The 26631-nt window shown below is 52.3% G+C and carries 24 protein-coding genes; 14 read left to right on the plus strand and 10 right to left on the minus strand.

The genetic code is table 11. The features are described from left to right. Positions 1-2 precede the first annotated feature (2 nt). The gene (lsrG, locus tag AACU55_RS09080) at positions 3-293 is read left to right on the plus strand and encodes a (4S)-4-hydroxy-5-phosphonooxypentane-2,3-dione isomerase (protein WP_037034453.1); all 291 of its coding nucleotides are present in this window, start codon (positions 3-5) and stop codon (positions 291-293) included. 197 nt (positions 294-490) lie between these two features. Here lsrG and xylB read toward each other — a convergent pair whose 3' ends face one another. Next, positions 491-1942 (minus strand): xylulokinase, encoded by a 1452-nt coding sequence (gene xylB, locus AACU55_RS09085; RefSeq protein ID WP_112197500.1) that lies wholly within the window; start codon positions 1940-1942, stop codon positions 491-493. A 91-nt stretch (positions 1943-2033) separates the two neighbouring features. After that, positions 2034-3353 (minus strand): xylose isomerase, encoded by a 1320-nt coding sequence (gene xylA, locus AACU55_RS09090; protein WP_126124951.1) that lies wholly within the window; start codon positions 3351-3353, stop codon positions 2034-2036. A gap of 381 nt (positions 3354-3734) precedes the next feature. On the opposite strand from xylA, the gene xylF reads away from it, so the two are divergent. The 4 genes from xylF to xylR all read left to right on the plus strand — a co-directional run bounded on the left by xylF (position 3735) and on the right by xylR (position 8895). Next, positions 3735-4727 (plus strand): D-xylose ABC transporter substrate-binding protein, encoded by a 993-nt coding sequence (gene xylF / locus AACU55_RS09095; RefSeq protein WP_015690054.1) that lies wholly within the window; start codon positions 3735-3737, stop codon positions 4725-4727. 101 nt (positions 4728-4828) lie between these two features. Beyond that, positions 4829-6334 carry a xylose ABC transporter ATP-binding protein gene (locus AACU55_RS09100; protein WP_037034615.1) on the plus strand — a complete coding sequence of 502 codons (1506 nt, stop codon included), beginning with the start codon at positions 4829-4831 and terminating at the stop codon, positions 6332-6334. Then, positions 6327-7526 carry a xylose ABC transporter permease XylH gene (gene xylH, locus AACU55_RS09105; protein WP_013575883.1) on the plus strand — a complete coding sequence of 400 codons (1200 nt, stop codon included), beginning with the start codon at positions 6327-6329 and terminating at the stop codon, positions 7524-7526. The genes AACU55_RS09100 and xylH overlap by 8 nt, the downstream gene beginning before the upstream one ends. A 181-nt stretch (positions 7527-7707) precedes the next feature. Continuing rightward, on the plus strand, positions 7708-8895 hold the full coding sequence (gene xylR / locus AACU55_RS09110; protein WP_013575882.1) for a D-xylose utilization transcriptional activator XylR: 1188 nt from the start codon (positions 7708-7710) through the stop codon (positions 8893-8895). Positions 8896-8963: 68 nt separating this feature from the next. On the opposite strand, the gene yicI is transcribed toward xylR, so the two are convergent. The 3 genes from yicI to AACU55_RS09125 form a co-directional block, all read right to left on the minus strand. Further along, entirely contained in the window at positions 8964-11288 is a 2325-nt protein-coding gene (gene yicI / locus AACU55_RS09115; RefSeq protein ID WP_134706856.1) for an alpha-xylosidase, read from the minus strand. Between the two features lie 30 nt (positions 11289-11318). After that, positions 11319-12686 (minus strand): glycoside-pentoside-hexuronide family transporter, encoded by a 1368-nt coding sequence (locus AACU55_RS09120; RefSeq protein ID WP_134706857.1) that lies wholly within the window; start codon positions 12684-12686, stop codon positions 11319-11321. A 215-nt stretch (positions 12687-12901) separates the two neighbouring features. Continuing rightward, the gene (locus AACU55_RS09125; protein ID WP_134706858.1) at positions 12902-13975 is read right to left on the minus strand and encodes a sugar ABC transporter substrate-binding protein; all 1074 of its coding nucleotides are present in this window, start codon (positions 13973-13975) and stop codon (positions 12902-12904) included. Positions 13976-14292: 317 nt separating this feature from the next. Between AACU55_RS09125 and AACU55_RS09130 the strand changes: the two genes are divergently transcribed. Then, positions 14293-15444: a PQQ-dependent sugar dehydrogenase gene (locus AACU55_RS09130; RefSeq protein WP_134706859.1), complete on the plus strand. Its 1152-nt coding sequence runs from the start codon at positions 14293-14295 to the stop codon at positions 15442-15444. A 66-nt stretch (positions 15445-15510) separates the two neighbouring features. Here the strand turns inward: AACU55_RS09130 and AACU55_RS09135 are convergent, their stop codons facing one another. Together AACU55_RS09135 and AACU55_RS09140 are read right to left on the minus strand one after the other, a co-directional pair. Beyond that, entirely contained in the window at positions 15511-16794 is a 1284-nt protein-coding gene (locus AACU55_RS09135) for an MFS transporter (protein ID WP_134706860.1), read from the minus strand. Continuing rightward, a complete protein-coding gene (locus AACU55_RS09140) occupies positions 16791-18212 on the minus strand; it encodes a M20 family metallopeptidase (RefSeq protein ID WP_134706861.1) in 1422 nt (473 codons plus the stop codon). Before AACU55_RS09140 ends, AACU55_RS09135 begins: the two co-directional genes overlap by 4 nt. A gap of 156 nt (positions 18213-18368) precedes the next feature. On the opposite strand from AACU55_RS09140, the gene AACU55_RS09145 reads away from it, so the two are divergent. Then, positions 18369-19292: a LysR family transcriptional regulator gene (locus AACU55_RS09145; protein ID WP_134706862.1), complete on the plus strand. Its 924-nt coding sequence runs from the start codon at positions 18369-18371 to the stop codon at positions 19290-19292. 3 nt (positions 19293-19295) lie between these two features. Here the strand turns inward: AACU55_RS09145 and AACU55_RS09150 are convergent, their stop codons facing one another. Both AACU55_RS09150 and AACU55_RS09155 read right to left on the minus strand, forming a co-directional pair. After that, positions 19296-20009, minus strand: coding sequence for an HAD family hydrolase (locus AACU55_RS09150; RefSeq protein WP_134706863.1), 714 nt, complete (start codon positions 20007-20009; stop codon positions 19296-19298). A 92-nt stretch (positions 20010-20101) separates the two neighbouring features. Continuing rightward, complete coding sequence (locus AACU55_RS09155) at positions 20102-20443, minus strand: GlpM family protein (protein WP_013575873.1); 342 nt, start codon at positions 20441-20443, stop codon at positions 20102-20104. 308 nt (positions 20444-20751) lie between these two features. Between AACU55_RS09155 and AACU55_RS09160 the strand changes: the two genes are divergently transcribed. Next, positions 20752-21963: a serine hydrolase gene (locus AACU55_RS09160; protein WP_013575872.1), complete on the plus strand. Its 1212-nt coding sequence runs from the start codon at positions 20752-20754 to the stop codon at positions 21961-21963. 71 nt (positions 21964-22034) lie between these two features. Here the strand turns inward: AACU55_RS09160 and ybjG are convergent, their stop codons facing one another. Beyond that, positions 22035-22640 (minus strand): undecaprenyl-diphosphate phosphatase, encoded by a 606-nt coding sequence (gene ybjG / locus AACU55_RS09165; RefSeq protein ID WP_013575871.1) that lies wholly within the window; start codon positions 22638-22640, stop codon positions 22035-22037. Between the two features lie 280 nt (positions 22641-22920). On the opposite strand from ybjG, the gene AACU55_RS09170 reads away from it, so the two are divergent. From AACU55_RS09170 to AACU55_RS09195, 6 genes are all read left to right on the plus strand, one after another. After that, entirely contained in the window at positions 22921-23436 is a 516-nt protein-coding gene (locus AACU55_RS09170; protein WP_037034442.1) for a GNAT family N-acetyltransferase, read from the plus strand. After that, on the plus strand, positions 23429-23716 hold the full coding sequence (locus AACU55_RS09175; protein WP_013575869.1) for a hypothetical protein: 288 nt from the start codon (positions 23429-23431) through the stop codon (positions 23714-23716). Before AACU55_RS09170 ends, AACU55_RS09175 begins: the two co-directional genes overlap by 8 nt. A gap of 445 nt (positions 23717-24161) precedes the next feature. Next, positions 24162-25271 carry a porin OmpC gene (ompC, locus tag AACU55_RS09180; RefSeq protein ID WP_037034613.1) on the plus strand — a complete coding sequence of 370 codons (1110 nt, stop codon included), beginning with the start codon at positions 24162-24164 and terminating at the stop codon, positions 25269-25271. A gap of 161 nt (positions 25272-25432) precedes the next feature. Further along, complete coding sequence (locus AACU55_RS09185) at positions 25433-25798, plus strand: bleomycin resistance protein (RefSeq protein ID WP_013575867.1); 366 nt, start codon at positions 25433-25435, stop codon at positions 25796-25798. Positions 25799-25883: 85 nt separating this feature from the next. Next, positions 25884-26204 (plus strand): hypothetical protein, encoded by a 321-nt coding sequence (locus AACU55_RS09190; protein WP_121019246.1) that lies wholly within the window; start codon positions 25884-25886, stop codon positions 26202-26204. Beyond that, positions 26195-26563 carry a hypothetical protein gene (locus AACU55_RS09195; protein ID WP_167686170.1) on the plus strand — a complete coding sequence of 123 codons (369 nt, stop codon included), beginning with the start codon at positions 26195-26197 and terminating at the stop codon, positions 26561-26563. The genes AACU55_RS09190 and AACU55_RS09195 overlap by 10 nt, the downstream gene beginning before the upstream one ends. Positions 26564-26631: the final 68 nt, after the last annotated feature.

The raw sequence follows: 26631 nt of genomic DNA on the forward strand, positions 1-26631 counted from the left end.
TCATGGAAGTGACACTGGTCGAAATTAATGTTCAGCCGGAAAAGGTGGATGAGTTCCTGGCGGTATTTCACGCTAACCATTTGGGCGCGGTGAAGGAACCGGGAAATCTCAGATTTGATGTGTTGCAGGACGAGGCGGTACCGACGCGCTTCTTTATCTACGAAGCCTATCAGGATAACGACGCTGTGCTGGCACACAAGAAAACACCGCACTATTTGAAATGCGTCGAGGCGCTGGAGGGGATTATGTCGGAGCCGAGGAAGAAGACGGTGTTTAAAGGGGTATATCCGTAAGGTAAAAACGGGTTTGCTCCACCTTTAGTGAGGACCATAGCGGAGCATTATTAGTTTTGGCTCCTCCCCCTGCGAAGGGGGAGGCTGGGAGGGGGTTTTAGGGGCTAACACTTAGTCAAAGCTGACTTTAACTGTCTGATTTTTCTTTAATACCCCACCCCAACCCTCCCCTTCGCAGGGGAGGGAGCAGTCTTGTATTACATCAACCCCTCAAGCCTCACATATAACTCCCTGAACACTTCACGCCGCTCCGCATACGCAGTATGCCGTTCTGCGTCCGGCTGATGTACTTGCTCAAGTGGCAGTTCCGGCAGAAACCGCTCCAGCGGTTGCCCCGGATTCATGGCGATTTGTGCTAAACGTGCAGCACCGAGCGCCGGGCCGACATCGCCGCCGGTGCGGTATTCCAGCGTTTTACCGCTGATGTCGGCCAGCATTTGCCGCCAGTAAGGGCTACGGGCGCCGCCGCCAATCAGCGTGATGCTGTGCGGTTTCAGACCGGTTGCGTGCAGCACGTCCATTCCGTCTGCCAGAGCAAACCCCACACCTTCAAGTACGGCGCGGGCGATATCAGCCGGGCCATGCTGATGGGTCAGGCCGAACAACACACCTTTGGCATTCGGATTATTATGCGGGGTGCGTTCGCCAGAGAGATACGGCAGGAACCAGACCGGTGAATCTGCAGGCGGGGTCTTTTCTGCCAGACTGATCAGTTCGCCAACCGATGCGGTGCCGGTCAGTTTTGCAGCCCAGTCCAGACAAGAGGCGGCGCTGAGCATGACGGACATCAGATGCCAGGTGTCAGGCAGGGCATGGCAGAAGCTGTGTACCGCCTGTTGCGGATTACTCAGAAAACCGTCGCTTACCGCGAAATACACGCCGGACGTACCCAGGGATAGCATCGCTTGTCCGGTTTTATACAACCCGACACCGACGGCCCCGGCGGCATTATCACCGCCACCGGCAATCACCGGCACGGAATCCATGTTCCAGCGTGAGGCGAGTTCCGGCAACAGGTGTCCGGTAATCTGATTACCTTCGAAAAGCGCGGGCATCTGCTGGCGTGTCAGGCCGGTGGCATGCAGTAATTCGTCATTCCAGTCGCGCTTAGCGACATCCAGCCACAGGGTGCCAGCGGCATCAGACATATCGCTGGCGAACACGCCGGTCATCAGCCAGCGCAGATAATCTTTGGGCAGCAGAACCTTGTCTGTTTTGGCAAACACATCCGGTTCGTTTTCGCGTAGCCAGAGCAACTTCGGTGCAGTAAAACCAGGCATCATCAGGTTGCCGGTGATCTGGCGGGAATTCGGGACGTCCGTTTCCAGTTGCTGACACTGGCTGAAGCTCCGACCATCGTTCCACAAAATGGCCGGACGTAATACCTGCTGCTGTGCATCCAGCACGGTGGCGCCATGCATCTGACCCGTCAGGCCAATCGCTTTTACGCCCTGCAGAGAGTGTTGTTGTGACAGTACGCAAACCGCACGGTCTGTTGCATCCCACCAGTCGGCAGGATTTTGCTCAGACCACAACGGATGCGGGCGGGAAAGGGTTAACGCCTCACTGTGGCTGGCGACCACCCGACCTTCTTCGCTGAGTAAAATGGCTTTCACGCCAGAGGTGCCAAGATCTATTCCGAGATACATAGTTTTCCCTTATCTGTTAACCCGAATCTGTAACGATTAACGCCCTGCAATTCCGCGCGCAGCGGGCAGGGCGTCAACTTATTTTAGCCGGTTAACCAAACAGATAGCGGTTAACCAGATTCTCCAGACGCTCCTGCTGACCGCTCTGGTGCTGAGGGGACAGCGCGTTGTGTTGCGCATAGTTGCTCAGGGATTCCAGTGACATTTTGCCTTGCAGGATCTGCTGGCCCAATTCTGTGTTCCAGCCAGCGTAACGTTGGGCAACATGCTTATCCAGTTCACGGCTTTCAATCATACGGGCTGCCACTTTCAGCGCCAGCGCCATGGTGTCCATTCCACCGATATGGCCGTAGAACAGGTCATATTTATCGGTGCTCTGGCGACGAACTTTTGAGTCAAAGTTCAGGCCTCCGGTGGTGAAACCGCCCGCTTTGATGATTTCATACATCACCAACGCATTTTCTTCCACGCTGTTCGGGAACTGATCGGTGTCCCAGCCACACTGCGGGTCGCCACGGTTTGCATCGACGGAACCGAAGATACCCAGAGCAATTGCGTTAGCAATTTCATGGTGGAATGAGTGACCCGCCAGTGTGGCGTGGTTGGCCTCGATATTCACTTTGATCTCTTTTTCCAGGCCAAACTGTTTCAGGAAGCCATAGACGGAAGCAACATCATAATCATATTGATGCTTGGTCGGTTCCTGCGGTTTAGGTTCGATCAGCAGGGTGCCCTGGAAGCCAATTTTGTGTTTGTGCTCAACGACCATCTGCATGAAGCGACCCAGTTGTTCGCGTTCCTGACGAAGATCAGTATTGAGCAGGGTTTCGTAGCCTTCACGGCCGCCCCACAGCACGTAATTTTCGCCCCCCAGTTGTTTGGTGGCATTCATGGCGTGCACAACCTGCGTTGCGGCCCAGGTATAAATTTCTGGATTAGGATTGGTCGCCGCGCCTGCGCCGTAACGTGGATTGGTGAAGCAGTTAGCTGTACCCCACAACAATTTTACACCGCTGGCTTCCTGCTTTTGCGCCAGTACATCAGTCATGATGGCAAAATTATTGACGTATTCTTTAATTGATGTCCCTTCCGGCGATACGTCGACGTCATGGAAGCAATAGTAAGGCACGTTCAGCTTCTGGAAGAATTCGAAAGCGACATCCGCTTTACTTTTAGCCAGCTCCAGCGCGTCACCGGGATGTTGCCACGGGCGGTCAAAGGCGCCCACACCGAACATGTCATTACCATTCCAGCAGAAGGTGTGCCAGTAACAAGCCGCGAAACGCAGATGCTCAGCCATCGTTTTGCCGAGGATCACTTCTTCAGGGTTGTAATGACGGAATGCCAGCGGATTAGTGCTGTTAGCACCTTCGTAGCGAACTGCGTCGAGCTTGTCGAAATATGCGTGCATTGATAACTCCTTGAAAACGGGCCCAGCGGGACTGGGAGGCTGAGGCTCTATCTTCGGAGTTGACGTGACATCCCACAATTACGTTATTTCACACTCAATTTAATAGAATTATTAAGTGTGCGGCAGATCGCATAAATAACCTTTTTTCTTGTCGTTTTTATCCGTCTTCCACGATATCTCGATAATAAAAGTATCTGGCTTGTGCATATTACAATCAAACTATGATCCCCATCATAATTCCTAAAATAAACAAAAAATCGTAATGCAGTGATTAAAATCTGCAATTGCCGATTAATTACCCAGCGACAACAATCCTTGTGTCATTGCTGTACGCACTTCTCTGTATCTGCCTCTACTTATTCTTATAAAAGGTCTGACATGATGAAAATGAATAAAGTAATTCTTTCTGCCTGTGCCGCATTAGTGCTTTTTAGCCAGTCAGGGTTAGCGAAAGAAATTAAAATTGGTATGGCTATTGATGACTTACGTTTAGAGCGCTGGCAAAAAGACCGTGATATTTTTGTGGCTAAAGCCAAAACGCTGGGTGCGGATGTTTTTGTGCAATCCGCAAACGGCAATGAAGAAACACAAATGGCGCAGATTGAAAATATGATCAACCGTGGCGTCGATGTGCTGGTCATCATTCCGTATAACGGCGAAGTGCTCAGCAACGTGATCGCCGAAGCGAAGCAGGAAGGCATCAAGGTGCTGGCCTATGACCGCATGATTAACAACGCGGACATTGATTTTTATATCTCTTTCGACAATGAAAAGGTCGGGGAGCTGCAGGCACAAAGCCTGGTTGAACGTGTGCCGCAGGGGAATTATTTCCTGATGGGCGGCTCGCCGGTGGATAACAACGCCAAGCTGTTCCGCGCAGGACAAATGAAAGTGCTGAACCCGCTTATCAAAGACGGGAAGATTAAAGTTGTGGGAGATCAGTGGGCCGATGGCTGGTTGCCGGAAAACGCCCTGAAAATTATGGAAAATGCCCTGACGGCCAACAACAACAAAATTGATGCCGTGGTGGCGTCTAACGATGCGACGGCCGGTGGTGCAGTACAGGCTCTGTCAGCACAAGGGCTGGCAGGGAAAGTAGCGATCTCGGGTCAGGATGCCGATCTCGCGGCGATCAAACGTATCGAAGCCGGTACTCAAACGATGACCGTTTATAAACCGATTACCAAACTGGCCAATGACGCTGCCGAAATCGCGGTGCAGTTAGGCAAAGGGGAAACCCCGAAATCCAATGCCACATTAAATAATGGCAAAAAAGACGTGCCGTCTTATTTATTAACACCGATTCCGGTGGATAAAAATAATATTGAAAGCACCGTGGTGGCCGACGGATTCCACAAAAAATCAGACCTTTAATTTTTCAATATTTTCTATAGAAACAACACTTCCCCCCGGAAGTGTTGTTTCTGCTGGAGGTGAAAGTGCCAGAACAATATGAAAAATTACCGTTGCTGGATATGCGCAATATCACCAAGCGGTTTGGTGCAGTAAAAGCCGTTGATAATATTAGTCTGACGTTATCTGCGGGTGAAGTGCTATCGCTGTGTGGCGAAAATGGATCGGGTAAATCCACGTTAATGAAAGTGTTGTGCGGTATTTATCCGCAAGGAACGTTTGAAGGTGAAATTTATTTTTCAGGAGAACGTCTTACTGCGAAAGGTATCCGTGATACCGAGCAAAAAGGGATCGCCATTATTCATCAGGAACTTGCGCTGGTTAAGCAACTGAGTGTGCTGGAAAACATGTTTCTGGGTAATGAATGGGGCAGTTATGGGCTGCTGGATACCGACAAAATGTATCTGCGTTGTCAGCGCATGCTGGCGCAGGTCAAACTCAATATTGATCCGCATACGCTGGTCGGGGAACTGGGGCTCGGGCAGCGGCAACTGGTTGAAATTGCCAAAGCGCTGAACAAGCAGGTCCGTTTGCTGGTGCTGGACGAACCGACGGCATCATTGACCGAAAGTGAAACCGCGATTTTGCTCGATATCATTCGTGACCTGCGCCATCACGACATCGCCTGTATTTATATTTCCCACAAACTCAATGAAGTCAAAGCCATATCGGACAAACTGTGCGTGATCCGCGATGGTCGTCATATCGCCACCTGCAATGCCGCCGGAACGTCGGAGAAAGAAATTATCGCCATGATGGTGGGGCGTGAACTGACGGAACTCTTTCCGCCGCGTGAACGCCAGATCGGTAAGGAAATATTAAGGGTGGAAAATCTTACTGCCTGGCATCCGGTTAACCGGCATATCAAACGGGTGGATAACGCCGGTTTTACGTTGCGTGAGGGCGAGGTGCTGGGTGTCGCCGGACTGGTGGGGGCCGGAAGAACCGAAATGATGGAGTGTTTATTTGGTGTTTATCCGGGACGCTGGTCTGGCGATATCTGGCTGCAAGGCGAGAAAGTGCAGATCACCGGTTGCCGCGATGCCATGCGGCGCGGGCTGGCGATGGTGCCTGAAGACCGTAAACGTGACGGCATCGTGCCGGTTATGGCCGTTGGCAGCAACATTACACTGGCGGCGTTAAGCCAGTTCAGCGCTGGCGGTGTTCTGCGCGAAGCCGAAGAACAGCACAGCATCAGTGAGTCAGTGAAACAACTCAAAATCAAAACCTCTTCTCCCGAACTGGCAATCGGGCGACTCAGCGGTGGCAATCAGCAAAAAGCCATTCTGGCACGGTGCCTGCTGCTAAAACCTAAAATCCTCATTCTTGATGAACCGACGCGCGGGATCGACGTCGGGGCAAAACATGAAATCTACAAACTGATCGGCCAGCTGGCGGCGCAGGGCATGGCAATTATCGTCATCTCATCAGAGTTACCCGAAGTGCTGGGACTCAGCGACCGCGTGGTAGTCATGCATCTCGGACAGGTCAAAGCCTGTCTGGATAACAATAATTTAAGTCAGGAACAGGTCATGGAAGCCGCATTGAGGAGTGAATCTTATGTCTAAATTTCCCCAACCAGGAACCCCGTCTGCGCCTGCAACTCAGGGTGGGGCCGACGCGTTATTTTCGATGCAGAAACTGAAGAGTATTAACCTGCAGGTGTTCGTCATGCTGGCGGCCATTGCGGTGATTATTGTCTTCTTTAGCGTCACCACTGACGGCGCGTATATCAGCGCACGTAACGTGTCTAACCTGCTGCGTCAGACCGCCATCACCGGCATTCTGGCTGTAGGCATGGTCTTTGTGATCATCTCAGCGGAGATCGACTTGTCCGTCGGTTCCATGATGGGATTATTGGGTGGTGCGGCGGCGATTTTCGATGTCTGGCTCGGCTGGCCTTTGCCGCTCACCATTGTGGTGACTCTGGCATTAGGGCTGCTGTTGGGCGCATGGAATGGCTGGTGGGTAGCATATCGTAAAGTCCCGTCATTCATTGTCACACTGGCCGGAATGCTGGCGTTTCGCGGCATCCTGATTGGTATCACCAGCGGCACCACGGTGTCACCGACGACACCTGCAATGTCGTTAATAGGTCAGAGTTATCTGCCGGATTCTTTCGGTTTTGGTATTGGTGCGATTGCGCTGGCCCTGTTTATTGGCTGGCAGTGGCGCAGACGCAAACAGCGGGCGGTGCTGGGTTTGCCGCTGACCGCGGCAAAAAGTGATGTGACCCGTCAGGCACTCACTGCGGTTATCGCGCTGGGCGCTATTTACCTGCTCAACGATTATCGCGGCGTGCCGACGCCGGTGTTGATTCTGGTGGCGCTGATGTTGGGCGGCATGTTTATGGCCTCCCGCACCGCATTTGGCCGTCGTATTTACGCTATTGGCGGCAACATTGAAGCGGCGCGGTTATCCGGTGTTAATGTCGAGCGCAGCAAGCTGGCGGTGTTTGCGATAAACGGTCTGATGGTAGCGATTGCCGGTCTGATCCTCAGTTCGCGGTTGGGGGCAGGTTCGCCTTCGGCGGGGAATATCGCGGAACTGGATGCCATTGCAGCCTGCGTTATTGGCGGAACGAGCCTGGCGGGTGGCGTCGGCAGCGTGGCCGGTGCGGTTATGGGGGCTTTCATTATGGCCTCGCTGGATAACGGCATGAGCATGCTGGATGTACCAACGTTCTGGCAGTACATCGTTAAAGGCGGGATTTTACTGCTGGCGGTCTGGATGGATTCGGCGACCAAACGACGTGCATAAAGTCAGCAGAGATGGCAGTGATGACGGGCGGTCACTTAGGAAAGTCTGAGCAACCTCACAAATTCACGTAGCTAAATCTACGTAAGCCATGGCGTTGTGCTATTGACCAACCCAATCAGCCTCATTCATGAGTACAAATGAATGAGGCTTTAGTCTATGAGAAAACCGGTGAGAGACAGGCATGTTTGAAAAACGTTATCGGATCACGTTGTTATTTAACGCCAACAAAGTCTATGACCGTCAGGTCGTCGAAGGCGTGGGTGAATACCTTCAGGCCTCACAAAGCGACTGGGATATCTTCATTGAGGAGGATTTCCGCTGTCGCATAGACAACATTAAAGACTGGCTTGGTGATGGTGTGATCGCCGATTTTGATGACCGTGAAATTGAAACGTTGCTTGAAGGTCTCAATGTGCCGATTGTCGGGGTGGGCGGGTCTTATCATCAGGAAGAAGATTATCCGCCGGTGCATTATATCGCTACAGACAACTACGCACTGGTTGAAGCGGCCTTTATGCACCTGAAAGAGAAGGGGATTAACCGCTTCGCGTTTTACGGTTTGCCTGATGCCGGGGGAAAGCGCTGGGCGCAGGAACGCGAGCACGCGTTCAGAAAACTGGTGTCTGCTGAACAGTATCAGGGTGTGGTCTATCAGGGGATGGAGACCGCACCGGAAAACTGGCAACACGCTCAGAACCGGCTGGCGGACTGGATCCAGACACTGCCGCAGCAAACTGGCATTATTGCGGTTACCGACGCCCGCGCACGTCATCTGTTACAGGTGTGCGAGCATCTGAATATTCCTGTACCAGAAAAGCTTAGCGTCATTGGTATCGATAATGAGGAACTGACGCGCTACCTGTCGCGTGTTGCCTTGTCATCCGTCGTACAGGGCACGCGCCAGATGGGCTATCGCGCCGCGAAACTTCTGCATCAGTTGCTGGATCAGCGTGATTTACCGTTACAGCGTATTCTGGTGCCGCCGGTAAAAGTGGTAGAACGCCGCTCAACGGATTTCCGATCACTGCGTGATCCGGCCGTCATTCAGGCGATGCATTACATCCGTTACCATGCCTGCAAAGGGATTAAGGTTGAACAGGTTCTCGATGCCATCGGCATGTCGCGTTCTAATCTTGAGAAACGGTTTAAGGATGAAACCGGACAGACGATTCACGGCGTGATCCACGAAGAAAAACTCGACCGCGCCCGCAACCTGCTGGCCGCTACCTCGATTTCCATCAATGAGATCTCGCAGATGTGCGGATATCCGTCGCTGCAATATTTCTATTCGGTATTCAAAAAAGGCTATGAAATGACCCCTAAAGAGTACCGCAGCATTCATGGCGATAGCGTGTATCAGGATGTCTGAAAGCCGCATAAAAAAATGCCCCGTTCAGTGACGAACGGGGCATGAATACATTGATACCAGAGAATAAATTACAGTGTTATCACTACCGGACCTGCACCGGCAGCCGGGGTCAGCAATATCCCCAGCGCCTCTTCTTTCTGCGCAGCACCGCTCACTTCCCTGACCGATTTCTGATTGCGCAGGCACAGTGTCCAGCCTGATGCCTGGCCTTCCCGGGTTACTGTAATTACGCCATCCCGCCGTTCGGCTTTCAGGGTGAAGACGGTTCTCCCGCTCAGATCGGTGATCACGCTTTCTGCCACCGCGCCGTCTTCCAGCTCGAACAGATGGAATTCAGGCTGCTGGCTGTAATCATAATCCGGCTTCTGATTATTACTGCCAAGCGCCAGCAAGGTATTCGGACGAACATACAACGGCAGGCTGTCGAAGCCATGCTGCTGACGATGCCAGCGCGAACCTTCGGCCACGTCGTTGCTCAGAAGGTGCGTCCAGCGGCCTTCTGGCAGATAGAAATTGACATCGCCTTCTTCGCTGAAAACGGGGGCGACCAGCAGATCATCACCAAGCATATATTGGCGATCAAGATAATCGCATGCCGGATCGTCAGGGAACTCCAGCATCATGGCGCGCATCACCGGTGTTCCGTGGCTGGCAGCCTGGGCTGAAGCGGGGTAGAGATACGGCATCAGGCGGCATTTTAGCTGCGTGAACTGGCGCACCACATCGCAGGCTTCATCGTCATACACCCACGGCACCCGATAGGATTTGCTGCCATGCAGGCGGCTGTGGCTTGAGAGCAGGCCGAATGCGCACCAGCGTTTGTAGATGTGCGCCGGTGCAGTATTTTCGAAACCGCCAATGTCGTGGCTCCAGAAACCAAAGCCGGATAATCCGATGGATAACCCGCCACGCAGGCTTTCAGCCATCGACTCGTAAGTGGCGTAGCAGTCACCGCCCCAGTGAACCGGGAATTGCTGCGCACCTACCGAGGCGGAACGGGCGAACAGCACGGCTTCGTCTGCGCCGAGTTTATCCTGCAACGTTTCATATACCAGTTTGTTGTACACAAACGCGTAATGATTATGCATTTTTTGCGGGTCACTGCCGTCGTGCCAGACGACGTCGGTCGGGATACGTTCGCCGAAGTCGGTTTTGAAGCAATCGACGCCCATATCCACCAGACGTTTCAGATGGCCCGCGTACCATTCAGCGGCCTGCGGATGAGTGAAATCCACGATGCCCATGCCAGCCTGCCATTTATCCCACTGCCAGACACGGCCGTCAGGGCGTTTGAGCAGATAACCTTTTTCTTTACCTTCACGGAAAAGCGGCGATTTCTGGCCGATGTACGGGTTGATCCACACACAAATTTTCAGACCGCGCGCTTTCAGGCGCTGCAACATACCCTGCGGATCAGGGAAAGTTTGCGGATCCCATTCAAAATCACACCACTGGAAAGCCTTCATCCAAAAGCAGTCGAAGTGGAAAACATGCAGTGGCAATTCACGTTCCGCCATGCCGTCAATAAAGCTGTTGACGGTCGCTTCATCATAGTTGGTGGTAAACGAGGTGGTCAGCCACAGGCCAAACGACCAGGCGGGTGGCAGTGCAGGGCGGCCGGTAAGACGGGTATAACGGTCGAGCACTTTTTTCGGCGTCGGGCCATCGATAACGAAATACTCGAGATATTCGCCTTCCACGCTGAACTGCACTTTGGAGACTTTTTCTGAGCCGACTTCAAAAGACACACATTCCGGATGATTCACCAGCACGCCGTAGCCGCGGTTCGTCAGGTAGAACGGAATGTTTTTGTAAGACTGCTCAGTGCTGGTGCCGCCATCGCGGTTCCAGGTTTCGACAGTCTGACCATTTTTGACCAGCGCGGTGAAACGCTCACCCAAGCCGTAAACCGTTTCGCCAACGCCCAGATCCAGGCGTTCCATCATGTAGGTTTTATGCGAGTTTGTGTCCTGAACATAGCCGTTAGATTTCGCGACACTGCCGGTGATCCGGCGGCCATGGCGCAGGAAGTCCAGCGTCCAGTTGTTACCTTTGGTGACGCGAACACTCAGATCACCGCTGTGCAGCGCGGCGAATTCATCGTTGTCTTCAAAGCGCAGTTCGGGGGTGTCAGTTTGCATTAACGGATAATGCGGGCCTTTATCCATTTCGCCATCAAAATGGGTAATACGTACACCCATCACGCCGGTCTGCGGCGAGAAGAAACGCAGCGTAAACAGTGGCGAGTCCAGTTGGCTGGCGCGTTCCGAGGCATCTTTCGGCGCAGCAAAAATCACCATCTCATTACCGGAGCGTTGTACTTCAAACACCTGAAGCGGGTGCGTGAGTGACAATCCTTCCTGGATCAACCAGTTACCATCACTGATCTTCATAATGTCTCTTCCTTTTAAACTTCATCCAATTTATTTCATAAATTCTTGCTGATTGCGGCGGATGCCTTGTGCGACTTCATCAAGAATGCGGCGCAGCAGCGGGGTGCGAAGAATGTAATAGCGTTTACAGATGATGGCGCTCAACAGGTAGCAAACTGCCGGAACCAGGGTGAACAGCGCGATAATGCTGGTCATGGTGGCTGCATTTTGGGTGGCGGCACCGGACTGATAACCGGCACCGGCCAGCATCCAGCCGATCATCGCGCCGGCCAGGGCCAGACCGAGTTTCAGAACAAACAGAGTACCGGCGAAGCTGATACCGGTCAGGCGTTTGCCGTCGTTCCATTCGCCGTAATCTACGGTGTCGGACATCATCACCCACTGAATTGGCGTGACCAACTGATGCAGAACGCCGATAACGAAGATGAAGATAAACATCAGCACGCTGCCGTTCACCGGCAGGAAGAACATGCCGATGCTCAGAACCGCCAGAATGGCGTTGGTCCACCAGAAAACACTGACCTTACATTTCCAGTCAGTCAGCGGTTTTGCCAGCGCACTGCCTAACAGGTTACCGACGGAATAGACGCCAAGGAACCAGGCGAACAGCACCGGATTGCCGAGAATGTACGTCACGTAATACATCATGGCGCCGCCGCGAACCGCGACCGCAATGATATTGAGGATGGTCAGCAGGCCGACAATACGCCACTGGTCGTTGTGCCAGATGTCACGTAAATCTTCACGCATGGTGCCGGTCGGTTTGCCCGGATCGATACGTTCTTTGGTGGTGGCAAAACAAATCGCCAGCATCACGGCCGCGACAATCGCCAGCACCGCAATCCCGCCCTGATAACCGAGCGCCTGATTTTCTCCGCCGATCAGTTTAACCAGCGGCATCATCAGCACGGTACTTAACATGCCGCCAGCAGTGGCCAGCACGAAGCGGTACGATTGCAGTGAAATACGTTGCGTCGGGTTAGAGGTAATCACACCGCCGAGGGCGCAGTAAGGAATGTTGACCACGGTATACATCAGCGTCAGCAGGGTATAAGTGATAGCGGCGTAAATCATTTTGCCGGTCATGCTCAGCTCTGGCGTGGTGTAAGTGAATACGCAGACGATGCCGAAAGGAATCGCGCCGAACAGCACATAAGGGCGGAATTTCCCCCAGCGCGTTCGGGTGCGGTCTGCCAGTAATCCCATGCAGGGGTCTGAGATCGCGTCCAGTGCGCGGGCCAGCAGGAACATCGTACCGACATAACCCGCAGGAATGCCGAAAATATCGGTATAGAAAAACATCATGTAGAGCATGACGTTATCGAAAATGATATGACTGGCGGCGTCGCCTAATCCGTATCCAATCTTTTCCTTGACCGAAAGGATTTCTGTACTCATTGTTTCAATGTCCATATGAAAAGGGTGAGTACGTTTTTAACGGTTGGCGGGTGCCTGAGGCTATTGAGATTTTTGTTTCTGAAATTATGTTTCTTTATTTCTGTGATCGCACAGTGCAAACGGAGGAAAGTTGAGCGGGAAAAGTGTGGGGGAAGTGCCTGATACGGGGCGGATACATGCGGAAAAAACCTCCCGTTTCCGGGAGGCTCAGATGTTTATTTTTTATATTTTGCTTCCAGCGTCGCAAACCACGGTGCGGTGAAATCTTCAGATTTACCCCAGCCAGGAATGATTTTGCTCAGACCGGTCACGTTGATGCCGTCCGGTTGGCTGAGAAGCAGAGATTGCGGAATGGTCTGTGCCGGGAATTCATAGGTTGCAGGCGTTTTCTCACCGGCAATTTTAAGCGCCACAATTCGCAGGTTAACCGCGCCAATCAGCTGTGTATCCACTGCAGCGGTCATCTGCCACGGGCTGCCTTTTTCGCGCATCAGTTGTAAATCCTGATTCGATACATCAATGCTGTAGAGTTTGATCTCGGTACGGCCATTTTCTTTCAGTGCTTTATACGCGCCCTGACTGAAGGCATCCCATGCGCCCCAGATGGCATCAATCTGACCTTTCGGGTATTTCGCGAGAATTGCACCGACTTTGTTAGCTGTGTCGCCCTGCACGTCAGAAGACACTGCGCCGATCGATTCCAGCTGATGAATGCCCGGATTCTCTTTCAAAATAGCTTCGTAGGTTTTCTGGCGGCGTTCCATTGGCGGGAAACCGGCTACCCACAGTTTGACGATATTAGCCTTACCGTTGAAGTCTTTCACCAGCTGGCCGACAGACGCTTTCGCCAGTGAGGCATCGTCCTGACGGGTGACGGTCACGCCTGGAATGTTTTCCGGCACTTCGGTATCAAATGCAGAAACCGCAATACCTGCTGCCGCAATGCGTTTTGCCAGCGCTTCGGAATACGGGCCGCGTCCCTGGGACAGGATAATGCCGTCGTATTTCTGGCTGATGGCCTGATTCACGAAATCCTGAAATTTGGCGTCATCGCCATTACTCAGAAAGGTATCCACTTTAAAGCCAAGTGCGCGGCCTTGTTTAATGGCACCGGCCAGGAACTGCGTGGTGTTATCGTCGGAGCCAAGATTACGGATAACTGCGATGCGCACGGGACCGTTGTGCTGGGCGATAGCCGCCGGAACGGGCGCAGGTGTTTCACCGGCAGCGAAGGCCGGTACAGTGGAAAACAGGCTTAATGCCAGCAGGGATACGGATATTTTTTTCATTATTGAACAGCTCCGTCGGACGCGATGTTTTTTCTGGTGTTTTTTTGGTAAATCCGGGAAGGCAATGCGGCTTTCCAGATTGAGGATGTACAGAAGTCTGTCTGTCTGGACGTCTATTCTGTCGGAGCAGTTTACCGGTATGTTACGAAAGAAGGAATGCTTTGTTGTTATTATATTTAACAGTGTTGTTATTCCTGTGGGTTATAGCGGATGCGCAGCCTCTGAGCAAAATCAGGCACATGGCCTAAACTGAATTTTTGTCTGCGATTTTTACATTGATTGTTCATTCCTCTAATACAGCCTCCGGGAGAAGCCTTATGCCATTTTCTTTCCGCGACACCTTATTGCCTGCTTTTGCGCTGGTGATGTTAACCACCAACGTCTCTGCTGCGCCGAAATCCCCCGTCCCGCCGCCACTTGTCAGTGCGCAGGTCACTGAACTGGCAAAAGGGCTGGATCACCCGTGGTCACTGGCTTTTTTGCCTGATAATCAAGGGGCGCTGATTACCGAACGCAGCGGGCAACTGCGACTTTGGAAGCAGGACGTTGGATTATCCGCACCGCTGAAAGGTGTACCGGCCGTGTGGGTCGCCGGGCAGGCCGGTTTGTGGGATGTCCGTTTGTCGCCAGATTTTGCCAGTAACCGCCGGGTGTATCTCACCTTTGCGCAGCCGGGTGAAAAAGGTGAACCGCATGCTGCGCTGGGTTATGGCACGTTAACGGCGGACAATAAAACCCTGACGAATTTTAAGGTCATTTTCGTACAGCAACCGGCGTTGCAAAGCGGCATTAATCTCGGCGGGCGCATCGCCTTCGATCAGAAGGGAAATATTTTCCTGACGACCGGTGACAATAATCAGCGCATCAACGCCCAGCATCTGAATCAGTTGCAGGGCAAGATTTTGCGTCTGACACCGGAAGGCGGCGTGCCGCAGGATAATCCGTTTGTTCAGGACAAAAGTGCGAAGCCGGAAATCTGGACTTTCGGCAACCGTAATCCGCAGGGACTGGCAGTTAATCCGTGGAGCGGGGTGTTGTGGGAAACCGAACACGGTCCGCGCGGCGGCGATGAAGTGAATCTGCTGAAAGCGGGTAAAAACTACGGCTGGCCGCTGGCAACCTTCGGGATTAACTATTCCGTGCAGCCGATCCCCGAAGCCAAAGGCACCACATTAGCGGGGGCGGAAGATCCGATTTATTACTGGGAAGTTTCACCGGCATTAAGCGGCATGGCGTTCTATAACGTGCAAAAGTTCCCGCAATGGAAAAACTCGCTGTTTATCGGTGCGCTGGCAGGAGAATCGCTGATCCGCCTGACGCTCGACGGCGAAAAAGTCACGCATGAAGAGCGTTTACTCAGTGACCGTAAGGAACGGATCCGCGAAGTGCAGGTGGGTGCAGACGGATTTGTGTATGTGCTGACCGACGATCGCGACGGCAAGTTGCTGAAGGTGGCACCGCAGGGTTAAGTCCTGAAGGGTTAACTCAATAAAAAGGCGGGCTATTTCAGCCCGCCTCAGTTTCAGTCAGCGCAATCAGCGTTGCGTTCTTTGCGCCTTGAACAGGGCCCAGACGCTGAGCAACCCGACCATCATCAGGTAGTAGCCCGGTGCCAGACTGCTGCCGGTGGCGGAAATCAGCAATGTACAGATGAATGGCGCGAAGCCACCAAACACGGTTACGGCGACGTTGTAGCTGATCGCCATCCCGCTGGCGCGGGTGGTGATCGGGAACAGGTCAGCCATCATCGACGGCACGGTGGAGAAATACACCGATTTCAGCAGTGCCAGCCAGCTTATCAGCAACAACACGGACATCGCCGAAGTGTGTTGCAGCATCAGCCAGAACGCCGGATACACGGTCAGCAACAGCAGAATAAGCGATCCCCACATCAGCGGCAGACGGCCAATTTTCTCCGCCCACAGGCCCATAACGGGCGTTACTACCGTCAGGATAATCCCGGCTGCCAGTGTGGCGCTGAACCCCGCCGAAGCAGGCAGATGCAGTGTTTTGGTGGCATATGTCGGTACGTAGTTCAGCATATAGTTGATGGCAGTAGACACCACCATCAGGCCAATCGCGGTAAAGAACAGACCTTTTTGCGCACGCACGATTTCTTTCAGTGGCGACGCGGTTTTCTCGGCCTTGCTGAAACTTTCCGATTCCCGGATATGACGGCGGATGTATAAACCGACCGGCCCTATCAGCAGCCCGAAGATAAACGGAATACGCCATCCCCAGTCCTGCAGTTGTGTTTCACTCAGCACTGCCGATAAACCCAGCCCGAATGCCGATGCCAGCAGCGTACTCGCGCCCTGTGTCGCGAACTGCCAGCTGGCGATAAACGCTTTGCGTTCCGGGAAGTGCTCGACCAGAAAGGCCGTCGAACTGCCGAATTCACCGCCTGCCGAGAAGCCCTGAATCAGACGAGCTGCCAGGATTAATAACGGAGCCGCCATACCGATGGTTCCGTAAGACGGCGTGATAACGATAATCAGGCCGCCGATCATCATCAGGCTGATGGACAGCAACAGTGAGGCTTTGCGTCCGTGTTTGTCTGCATACGCACCCAGCACAACCGCGCCGAGCGGGCGGATCAGGAATGACACGCCGAAACTGCCAAACGTCAGTAACAGGGAAACGGTCGGATCGGATGTCGGAAAATAGGCGTGAGCAATATAGCTGGCGAAAAAACCGTAAATCGCGATATCAAACCATTCCAGCGCGTTACCGATACAGGTCGCAAAGAGGGTTTTCATCAGGCTTGGCTTTTCTGTCGCGTTGCCGGTTGTATGGGATGACGCCGTTAACTGGCTCATTTGGCACCTCCGGCGTGATCAATATGCTGAGCGAGCAGGGCGGTACCATGCTCGCCGAAATCCCATAACAGACGAGTCATGATCGCCAGCCCCTCGCGGGCGACGGAAATCAACATGTGCTCGTTGACGCCATGCTGACCGCAGGCCGGATACGAATGCGGAACCCACAACGTCGGCAGGCCGAGAATATCGGCAAAAACGTCATTGGGCAGTGAACCGCCGAGGTTCGGTAGCAGCGCCGGTTTTTTGCCGGTGGTTTGCTGCATGATGTTCAGCGCCCAGCCGACCAGCGGGTCGGTCGGGTCGAAACGGGTGGCCGGTGAACCGCGCATAAATTCCACTTCAACCTGTGGGAAACCCTGTGCATCAAGATGGTCACGCACGTGTTTCGCCAGGTTTTGCCAGTCAGTGCCGACCACAAACCGTAGCTGACACACTGCCGTGGCGTTGCCGGGAATCGCGTTCATCGGGCGCTGCGGGTTACCGGTCAGGAATGACAGCACTTCCAGCGTATTCCAGGCATACAAACGCTCGGCTGGCGTCAGACCGGCTTCTCCCCAGTCCGGGTCGATCTGCGGATCACTTTCGCCGCCACCGACGTCAACATCACGGAGAATGTCTCGCACTGCCTCACTGACTGCAGGCGGTTTAAGCGCTTCCACCTGCAGCTGCCCCTGCTGACTGACCAGCGAGGCCAGCGCATTGGCCAGCTGAATGCCGGGATTGGTCAGCAGACCGCCCCAGTTGCCGGAGTGATAGGCGTTGTCGCGGGCATTAATGGTCAGACGGAAATTGACCGCACCCCGCGAGCCGAGGAACAGCGTCGGGCGCCCAGCACTCAGGCGCGGTCCGTCGGAGGCCAGGAAAATGTCGGCGCTGAGTTGGTCATGATAGTTGCGGCACAGTTCGGCCAGCCCCGGCGAGCTGATTTCTTCACCCATTTCGAACAGCAGTTTGCAGTTAAAGCCGAGACGGCCACCACGTGCTTTGAAAATTTGTTCCAGCGCCGCAATATTAACGCTGTGCTGGCCTTTGTTGTCGGCGCTGCCGCGTCCGTACCAGCGGTCACCTTCTTCTTTCAGCGTCCATGGCGACAAATCACTGCGCCAGTTTTCATCGTCGCCGAACACCACGTCGCCGTGGCCATAGCTCAATATGGTGGGCAATTCGCTGTCTTCAATGCGTGTAGCAATCAGGAAAGGACGGTTGGCAGCATGAGGATTTTCCACGCTGAGCAGGCTGAAACCCATCGCTGAAAGTGCCGGTTTAATCTCTTCATCGAGATAACGTGCCAGTTCAGCGTCGCGCTGATTGCTCTGGCTTTCGGTGGCAATAGCCACCCTGCGTGCCAGTGTTCTTTTGTATTCACCCTGATCGAACCAGGCTAATGCCTGTTCAACGATATTTTCCGCTGTCATGAATAACCTGCTTTTTAATGTTTTGAGGATTTATTGTTGGTTTTTTTAGCAGTTTCACTCTACGCGCGGCGCAAGCGTTGCCACAATAATAATAATTGCAACTTAGCGTTGCTTTTATTGTAATGCTTGTCTGCACAGTTATGAGGCAATACGGCCATGCAAAGTACGGAAATTCGCTACTTCCTGGTAGTGGCAAACACCGGTTCGCTGAGTGCGGCGAGTAAGCAATTATTTGTCGCAGTGTCTGCCATCAGTCGCCAGATCCAGCGCCTCGAAGAACGTATCGGTGCGCCGCTTTTTGAGCGTCATGCCCGCGGCATGGTGCTGAACGATGCCGGACAAATTCTGGAAAACCATGTGCGCAAAAGCATGATGGACATGGAACACGCCATTGCAGAAATCCAGGGGTTGAACGCGGTACGCCGCACGGTGATCCGCATGGCCTGCACCGACGGGCTGGCGTTTGATTTGCTGCCGCAGCTGTTTTCACAGTTCCGGCTGAACAATCCGGGTGTGATGTTTTATCTCAACGTCGGCACGGCGGTGGAAGTGTCGGAGATGATCCACAACGGCGAAGTGGAACTGGCGTTGCAGTTCAGTCTGGTGGCGGAACGCGGTGTGGATATTCTGGCGTCTTTTCCCGCGCCGGTGCGCATGGTGATGCGTCCGGATCATCCGCTGGCGGAATCTGAGGTGCTGCTGACGGATTTGCACCCGTACCCGCTGGCGATGAACGAGCAGGGCAGCACCATCCGCCAGTTGTTTGATTTGTCCTGCCGGATGAGCGGCATTTTTCTTGAGCCTGCGGTGAGTTGTAACCGTTTCTCGACGTTGTACGATTTTATGGTGCAGACACCGGGCGCGATTGCGGCATGCAGCCATTTTTCCATTATGTACAAAGCGCGCCGCGACAATTTGCGGGTGAAACCGGTGAATATTGAACAACTGAGTCAGCGTACGTTGCAGTTGCAGTCACCGGCAGGCAAGCGGCGTCCGGCGGCACTGAGTCAGTTCATCGATTTTATTCGTGATGAACTGACGCGTGAAAACGAGAATTTTATTCGTGATTTCCGGCTGTAGCCGTCAGCATGCGTCTTGTTGCCGATGCGCATAGCGTGACCAGTGCAGGTTATGCCAGCCTTTTGCAGCAGCGAATTTTTGCAGAGGTTCGCTGGCATTAATGACCGTAGCGACATCGGCAAACTCCAGCAAAGGCTGATCATAAAGCGTATGGCTGTAGGCGAATATTTGCTGATAGAACGTCGGCTCGCGATTCTCCAGCCACAGCTTTAAGCGCTCAAGACGCCCCTCATGAAAGGTCAGTTTACCTTCGACCCTACCGCTGAAACGCTGGTTAACGATGCCGGCTTGCAGCCCGAGTCCGGCATTCGCACCCAGGCGTCGGGCGACCGGCATGACCAGATGGTCGCCTGATGCGGAGATAATCAGGATTTCATCCCCGCGCATACGGTGCCAGTCGAGCCGTTCACGCGCCTGCGGATAAACCCGAGGCATGATATCCCGATGGATAAACCGCTGGACCCAGTTCGCCACGGTGGCACAGTTCAGGCCGCTCATGGGCTGTAACGTCTGAGAAAGATAGCGGCGGTAACGGGCGGTGGTTTGCGGGCAAATAATAGCGCTGGCCGGAGTATTGTGCTGATGAACAGCATTCAGCCGGTAATGACTGAGTTCATCGCGGGGGGCGTAGCCCTGCGAAACCAGCCAGTGCAACCACAGATTGTGGCTGTCATCGCAAATCAGCGTGTGGTCGAGTTCAAATATTGCGAGATCCATGGGGCGGATTCCCTCATCTGAAAGCCTTCATTCAGCGTAGCGCAATTTCAAATATTGAGTGTTTTGTGAACGATATTGTCACGCGATCTTCATCAGGCGTGAAAGCGAGTCCACAGGCTTATCAGCAACCATGCTGCCAGTGACCAGCAGACCACGGCGCCAAACAGGGCGTAGGGGAGTTTCATCGAGCCGATGAAGAAATACAGAGAAATCAGATACACCATGTAAGGAATAACGGCCCACAGTCCGAAAATAATGGTGGTGCGCAGGGCTTCAATGCTGCGTTCGGTGCCGACGATATAATGGGCAATCAGCGCAAAAGTGGGGAACAGCGGAACCAGTCCGGCAATGTAATAATTGCGGGTTTTAGACAACACGCCGATCAGAATCACAACCAGTGCGCCAATCAGCGCTTTTACCACCAGACCTGTCATTGATGCCCCTGCGCCTGTTCACCCGCATTGATTTCTGTGGTGAATAAGCCCTTTATTGTTATAGGTATTTTGTATGTGATTTACAGACAAACTGCCCCAGCCGGATGGAATGGTCAAGTGCTTACTGCTGTTTTTATCGTCAGTTGAATCTGCGCAAGCAGCGGAAAACTCTACTATTCTTAAGATCTTTACACTATTTAGGTTTATTCCCGACCCGGAAAGCAGTAGGTTTTACCTCTGACAGAGTTGCACAATCTGATTGAAAGATAAGATAAATTTCAGTTACCCGGACAAAAGCGCTGATACCTATGACAATTTCTTCCCAATTCAAACGGACTTTCATTTACGCGCTGGGCGGTGGAGTATTGCTGCTGGCGCTGCCTGCCGCTCAGGCGGATAACGCCCCGGTCGCGCCGCAGATTAACGCGAAATCCTGGGTACTTATGGATTACAACAGCGGGAAGATCCTGACGGAATCTAATCCCGATGCGCGTCTTGACCCTGCCAGCCTGAGTAAAATCATGGTCAGCTATGTGGTCGGGCAGGCGATCAAATCCGGCAAAATCAAATCAGATGATCTGGTTTCCGTCGGTAATGACGCCTGGGCAACCGGCAATCCGGTGCTGCGCGGCTCCTCCCTGATGTTCCTCAAACCGGGTGATCGCGTGCCGGTTTCTGAGCTTAACAAAGGTATTGTGATCCAGTCAGGTAACGACGCCAGTATTGCGCTGGCGGATTTTGTGGCGGGCAGCCAGGATTCATTCGTCAACCTGATGAATCGCTATGCCGAACAGCTGAAACTGCAAAACACCCATTTCAAAACCGTTCACGGGCTGGATGCTGACGGGCAATATACCTCCGCTACTGACATGGCCCTGCTGTCGCAGGCGCTGATCCGCGATACGCCGGATGAATATGCGCTGCACAAAGAAAAAGAATTCACCTTCAATCACATCAAGCAGATTAACCGCAACCGCCTGTTGTGGAGTTCTAACCTGAACGTTGACGGCATCAAAACCGGTTACACGTCGGGCGCGGGCTACAATCTGGTTTCTTCCGCCAGCGATTCCACCGGCATGCGTTTAATCGCTGTGGTGATGGGTGCGCCAAGTGACAGGATCCGTTTTAATGAAAGCGAAAGCCTGTTGACCTGGGGTTTCCGTTTCTATGAAACGCTCACGCCAATTAAGGCGGGTGATGCCTTTACCAGCCAGCGCGTCTGGTTTGGTGAGGAGAAAATGGTGCCACTCGGCGTGGCTGAAAATGCCTCGCTGACCATGCCTAAAGGCCAACTGAAGAATCTCAAGGCCAGTTTCAATCTGACCAGTCCGCAGCTTGAAGCTCCGCTGGCGAAAAATCAGGTAGTGGGTACAGTAGATTTCAGTCTGGACGGCAAGGTCATCGAACAGCGTCCTCTGGTGGCGTTGCAGGAAGTGAAAGAAACCGGTTTTATTGGCCGTATCTGGGACTTCGTGATGATGAAGATCAGTGGATTGTGGGGCAGTATTTTCGGCAAATGATAATCTGCTGACATAAAAAACGAGGCTCAGGTGGCCTCGTTTTTTTATGCTTTGAATAACGGAGCAGGGGATCAGTGCTGAACCCAACCTTTCTTGATCGGGAAAGCAAAACCGAAACGGTAAACCTTGCACATCAGGGCATTAATCGGTTCGCCGAACAAGTTCCACACCAGTTGCGCGAACAGGCACCCCAGCATACCTACCAGGAAGCCGCCCAGCATATCCAGCGGCCAGTGCACGCCAAGGTAAACGCGTGACCAGGCGATCGACAAGGCGGTTACCATCAGTAAAGCACCTGACCAGATACGGTGCCAGAACAGGAAGGCCAGTGCGAAGGTGAAACTGACTGTACCGTGATCACTCGGGAAGGAATCGTCCGGTGAATGATGCAGGAAGTTATAACCAAAACCTTCCACAAAAGGACGGGCATGAGGGAACAACATGGAAAACGTTTTAGCCGTCGTCATCGCAAAAAGAAGCGCAATGGCTGTCTTACTGATCATTTCGCGTTGCTTATCGATACGCTCCTGATGGCCCCACAGCCACAGGCCGATAATCAGCAGCGGGACAATCATAATCAGGTCATTAGCCAGAAAAGTGGCCAGCTGAATCAGCGCTTTCGGCGAATCCGGTGTGGCGTTAATCCATAGAAAAATCAAATGATTTAGTTGCTCCATAATACTACCCTCATTTATACAGGCCAAAATAGCCATCAAAAGAATCCGGTAACTTGCTGACAGGACGAAAAAATTTCAGATACGTTAATTTGTGCCGTCCGGCAGGTAAAGGGGTCTGGTCTGAATATCCGCATTCATTGAATAACGGTATAGTTTCACGATGAAATAGAGTGTAAAGAGAAGAACTTAAGGAAGCCTTAAGCGGGTTGTCATACCCCCTGGTCGGGGGACAGACAAAGTCTGAATACGGTAACGAGTGATTTCACAGGAGAGTGTCAGAATGGAGATTCGTGAGGCTGACATCGGCGATTTAAGCCTGTTGCAGCGCCTGGGGCGGGAGACCTATCGCCATTATTTTGGTAGTTTATGGCAAAGCGGGGACGAACTGAATGCTTTCCTGGAGGAGGATTTTGGTGATGAGGCGCTAGCCCTGAGCCTGGAAAGTCCGGATTGCTGCTGGCTGGTTGCGCAGGATAACGGTGAGGCGGTCGGTTTCGCCAGACTGAATTTTAATACGCCGCTGGACGTTGCAGAAGGTCAGGGGGCGAAGTTATGCAAACTGTACTTCACCCCGCAGAACCGTTCGCGTGGTTTGGGATCTGAAGTTTTTGCCTTCGCCGAACGTGTGGCAAGAGCGCGTAACCAGCCCGTTCTCTGGCTTGATGTGTTGCAAAGTAATTTGCCCGCCATCGGATTTTATCAGCGTCAGGGGATGCATCTGGCGGCTGAGACGACATATGTCACCGCCACCCAAACCACCCGGTTGTGGATCATGAAAAAGGATATCAATGATTAAATTACGCCTCGGCGGTCTGTTTATCACACTGGAAGCAGGGGAGGATATTCCTTATGCGCCGGAATTTTGTGAACATTATACCTACCTTCTCCACCCGGTTGACGGTGGCTATGAGATTTTGCGCTACGATGCTTATTCCGGCTGGCATAGACGTCCTGACCAGCTTTTTGAAGATGGCCATCAGGCATTTGTATTTGCCTATCAGGCGTACGAAAAGGAATGGAATCAGACCGACGGGCGTTTAGGCGGTAAAGGCCAGCGCCTCGAACGGATTATGTAATAACCTGTTCTTGCAAATAGTCATCTACAGCCCCTATTTCAGGGGCTTTTTGTTGTCCTTAATGCAACCTTATTTTCGAAAAATACAAAATATGGCAGAGAACAGGCTGAATTCAGTGAATTATGTTTTCATGCCATAGTATCGAGATGAAATTATTATAGGATTTAAATATCACTGTGAGAATGATATGAAATCACTCTTGGTCAAATAATGCCATAACTGTATGTTTTTAATTGTCTTATTATTGTGCTTCGGGTGGTTTTAAACTTAAACAAACACCAAACGAAAGGTATTTCAAAATTTTTCTGGTTGCAACGAAACTTACCCTCGTTTATTTTTACGCCCATCTGTCCGGCCCGAAGGAGAAATATAACTTCATGGTGGCGGATAATAAAATCGCCGGACGGAAATTTAAACAGTTTATAAATAATCAAGGATATTGATGATGAAATTACGCGCGCTTTCTCTGGTAATTCCCGCACTGATGATGGCCGGCACTGCTGGCGCTGCCGAAATTTATAATAAAGACGGTAATAAACTCGATCTGTTCGGTAAAGTCGACGGCCTGCATTATTTCTCCAGCGATGACAGCGCTGACGGTGACCAGTCATATATGCGTTTAGGTTTCCGTGGTGAGACTCAAATCAATAATGAACTGACCGGTTACGGTGAGTGGGAATATCAGGCTTCCCTGAATACTGCAGAAAGTGAAGATGCAAACAATTTCACCCGCGTAGGTTTTGCCGGTCTGAAATTCGGTCAGTGGGGCTCACTGGATTACGGTCGTAACTACGGCGTGATGTATGACGTGGCAGCATGGACGGATGTTTTGCCTGAGTTCGGTGGCGATACCTACGGCGCGGACAACTTCATGTTCCAGCGTGCGAACGGTGTACTGACATACCGCAACAAAGATTTCTTCGGCGTGGTCGATGGCCTGGATGTGGCGGTGCAGTATCAGGGCAAAAATGGCAGTGCGACTGAATCTAACAATGGCCGCGATGTCCTGGCGCAGAATGGTGACGGCTACGGCATGTCCCTGACATATGATCTGGGCGAAGGTTTCAGCGCAGCAGCAGCGATGATGGCGTCTGACCGTACCAGCGAACAAAATGGCCGTAACAATCCGGCAATCATTGGTAACGGTGATAAGGCAACGGCTTACAGCGGCGGCCTGAAATACGACGCAAACAATATCTATCTGGCAGCGATGTACACCCAGAGCTACAACGCCAACCGTTTCGGTAAAGCGGGCAGCACGGCTTACGGTTACGCGGATAAAGCACAAAACTTTGAAGCCGTTGCACAGTACCAGTTCGATTTTGGTCTGCGTCCTTCGATTGCGTATGTGCAATCCCATGCCCGAAATGTTCCGGGTTACAGCAACCAGAACCTGACTAAATATGTTGATGTAGGCGCGTCATACTTCTTCAACAAAAACATGCTCACCTACGTTGATTATAAAATCAATCTGATGGATGACACCCGCCTGACCCGCGACGCCGGCATCAATACCGATGACATTGTAGCCGTCGGTCTGGTTTATCAGTTCTGATAAGCCGGCGCGCTTCTGTTAGTTTCAGGAACCGCGTCCCATGTGTCTGATTCCCCTGCCAGTTGGCAGGGGATGACTCACTGATTTTTCCTTCTTTCCTCATCCTTCCCACTCAGGCATCATGGCGCAACATTCAATGCATTACTGCTGATGAGGCCAGGATGACCGACTACGCCACCCCTAATCTTCCTTCCCGTAATTTCGAAGAAACCCAGTGCTTTTATGGCAGCTTTGGATTCATCACCACTTACGTTGATGACGGCTGGCTGATCATGACCCGCGGAACTCTTACGCTGGAATTCTTCCTGCACACGGATCTCGACCCGCTCACCAGTTGGTTCAGCTGCTGCCTGCGCGTCGATGACGCCGATGCACTTTTTGATGCGTTTATGGCGGCAGGAATCGGGCAGGATAAAAAATCCCATCCGTGCATTCATCTGCCAAAAATGCAGCCATTCGGGCTGAGAATGGGCGCAATGATCGATATCGACGGCACGCTGGTGCGGGTGATTGAGAATGAGAAATAAGCGCTGAAACACGTTCAGATACTCTTCAACTCACGTTAAATTTTCGCTATGTTATTGAAGTGAATATGATTGAGGAGATGAAAACGTGATAGTTAGAACATGGCACGGATGCGTACCCGTAAAACATGCAGCAGGATTTGCTGAACATCTGCAACTGACGGGCGTCCAGCATTCTCAGGGTATCGAAGGCAATTTAGGCGCTTTGGTCAAAAGCGTTTCGCAAGGGGATTGGGAGCATTTTTTCCTGGCAACCTACTGGCGGGATATCGAAGCGGTAAAAGCCTTTGCCGGTGATGACTATCATGTTGCCGTGACCTATCAGGACGATGAACAGTTTGAATTGCTGTCTGATCCTTATGTATTTCAGCATGAGGTTGAGGGTGTGGTGGGTAAACTATGGAATTAATCGAAACGGAGTTATTCGGCCCATTGATAGCACCTGATGAATTTTGGCAGATTATTGAGTTTGCTTCTGTGGACAAAGACGGCGCACGAAATATCTATCTTTGGAGAGGTCAAGGCAACATTGAGTGGCCTATTCATAGCGGGGCATATAGACGGCTCGCGAAAGATAAAAGTTATCTTCCTTCGGAAATGAGTATGCGTGACTATGAAAGGGAGCTTCTAAGTAGTGCGAAACACCAAGGATATCATTACGAAAATGGGCGAGTGCTTTGTGATTTTGAATTACTGGCAAAGCTTCAGCTGAAGTGGTCAACAAAAACTGGCCACAGTTTTAGAGTTTTTCCAGAACAATCGCTCTGACTCATTGGGTGTTAAGCCACCGTTATATTGGTGGGGTCTGAGCTGGCTGTAATAACCAATGATGTAAT

Source organism: Rahnella sp. CJA17(1/100) (genome assembly GCF_963881615.1).
GTDB classification, from domain to species: domain Bacteria; phylum Pseudomonadota; class Gammaproteobacteria; order Enterobacterales; family Enterobacteriaceae; genus Rahnella; species Rahnella aceris.

Coding starts and splice junctions, on each gene's coding strand:
- lsrG (WP_037034453.1), top strand. CDS start 3: ATGGAAGTGACACTGGTCGAAATTAATGTTCAGCCGGAAAAGGTGGAT.
- xylB (WP_112197500.1), bottom strand. CDS start 1,942: ATGTATCTCGGAATAGATCTTGGCACCTCTGGCGTGAAAGCCATTTTA.
- xylA (WP_126124951.1), bottom strand. CDS start 3,353: ATGCACGCATATTTCGACAAGCTCGACGCAGTTCGCTACGAAGGTGCT.
- xylF (WP_015690054.1), top strand. CDS start 3,735: ATGAAAATGAATAAAGTAATTCTTTCTGCCTGTGCCGCATTAGTGCTT.
- AACU55_RS09100 (WP_037034615.1), top strand. CDS start 4,829: ATGCGCAATATCACCAAGCGGTTTGGTGCAGTAAAAGCCGTTGATAAT.
- xylH (WP_013575883.1), top strand. CDS start 6,327: ATGTCTAAATTTCCCCAACCAGGAACCCCGTCTGCGCCTGCAACTCAG.
- xylR (WP_013575882.1), top strand. CDS start 7,708: ATGTTTGAAAAACGTTATCGGATCACGTTGTTATTTAACGCCAACAAA.
- yicI (WP_134706856.1), bottom strand. CDS start 11,288: ATGAAGATCAGTGATGGTAACTGGTTGATCCAGGAAGGATTGTCACTC.
- AACU55_RS09120 (WP_134706857.1), bottom strand. CDS start 12,686: ATGAGTACAGAAATCCTTTCGGTCAAGGAAAAGATTGGATACGGATTA.
- AACU55_RS09125 (WP_134706858.1), bottom strand. CDS start 13,975: ATGAAAAAAATATCCGTATCCCTGCTGGCATTAAGCCTGTTTTCCACT.
- AACU55_RS09130 (WP_134706859.1), top strand. CDS start 14,293: ATGCCATTTTCTTTCCGCGACACCTTATTGCCTGCTTTTGCGCTGGTG.
- AACU55_RS09135 (WP_134706860.1), bottom strand. CDS start 16,794: ATGAGCCAGTTAACGGCGTCATCCCATACAACCGGCAACGCGACAGAA.
- AACU55_RS09140 (WP_134706861.1), bottom strand. CDS start 18,212: ATGACAGCGGAAAATATCGTTGAACAGGCATTAGCCTGGTTCGATCAG.
- AACU55_RS09145 (WP_134706862.1), top strand. CDS start 18,369: ATGCAAAGTACGGAAATTCGCTACTTCCTGGTAGTGGCAAACACCGGT.
- AACU55_RS09150 (WP_134706863.1), bottom strand. CDS start 20,009: ATGGATCTCGCAATATTTGAACTCGACCACACGCTGATTTGCGATGAC.
- AACU55_RS09155 (WP_013575873.1), bottom strand. CDS start 20,443: ATGACAGGTCTGGTGGTAAAAGCGCTGATTGGCGCACTGGTTGTGATT.
- AACU55_RS09160 (WP_013575872.1), top strand. CDS start 20,752: ATGACAATTTCTTCCCAATTCAAACGGACTTTCATTTACGCGCTGGGC.
- ybjG (WP_013575871.1), bottom strand. CDS start 22,640: ATGGAGCAACTAAATCATTTGATTTTTCTATGGATTAACGCCACACCG.
- AACU55_RS09170 (WP_037034442.1), top strand. CDS start 22,921: ATGGAGATTCGTGAGGCTGACATCGGCGATTTAAGCCTGTTGCAGCGC.
- AACU55_RS09175 (WP_013575869.1), top strand. CDS start 23,429: ATGATTAAATTACGCCTCGGCGGTCTGTTTATCACACTGGAAGCAGGG.
- ompC (WP_037034613.1), top strand. CDS start 24,162: ATGAAATTACGCGCGCTTTCTCTGGTAATTCCCGCACTGATGATGGCC.
- AACU55_RS09185 (WP_013575867.1), top strand. CDS start 25,433: ATGACCGACTACGCCACCCCTAATCTTCCTTCCCGTAATTTCGAAGAA.
- AACU55_RS09195 (WP_167686170.1), top strand. CDS start 26,195: ATGGAATTAATCGAAACGGAGTTATTCGGCCCATTGATAGCACCTGAT.